The organism is Lactobacillus sp. C449L (assembly GCF_059900815.1).
The window spans coordinates 1-426 of the sequence record NZ_JBWXGA010000334.1 but is presented as its reverse complement, the minus strand read 5'-3'; the positions used below and the strand labels follow the sequence as shown (position 1 = coordinate 426).

Below are 426 nucleotides of genomic sequence, written 5' to 3'. Positions count from 1 at the left end.
ATAACATTCTAGGAGCTAAAAATGCAGTTCAGCATTTAATTGATCTTGGTCACAGAAAAATCGCGATGATGAATGGACACGAATTTGCGTTTGTCAGCAGACAACGGCTGGAAGGATATTATCAGGCATTAGAAACAGCAGGAATTTCAATTAATCGCAATTATATTGTGAACGGCGATTTTGACGAGAACAAAGCTGAAACCTGTGCGCTTGAATTACTGACGCAACATCCCGAAATCACGGCGATTTTTTGTGCAAGTGATTTAATGGCCATGGGAGTGATTAAAGCTGCAAAAAAACTGAATCTAAAGGTTCCAAACGATCTGTCAGTTATTGGTTATGACGATATCATCCTGGCCGAGTATTTTTCACCAGCCCTTACCACGATTGCACAAGACAAGGTTCAGCTAGGGAATAGTGCAGCCC

1 protein-coding gene is annotated in these 426 nt (G+C 41.3%); it reads left to right on the top strand.

The window, feature by feature from the left end:
- Positions 1–426, top strand: a 426-nt coding sequence (locus tag AC2JF9_RS09635) for a substrate-binding domain-containing protein (RefSeq protein WP_500727342.1), incomplete at both ends; no start/stop codon positions are given.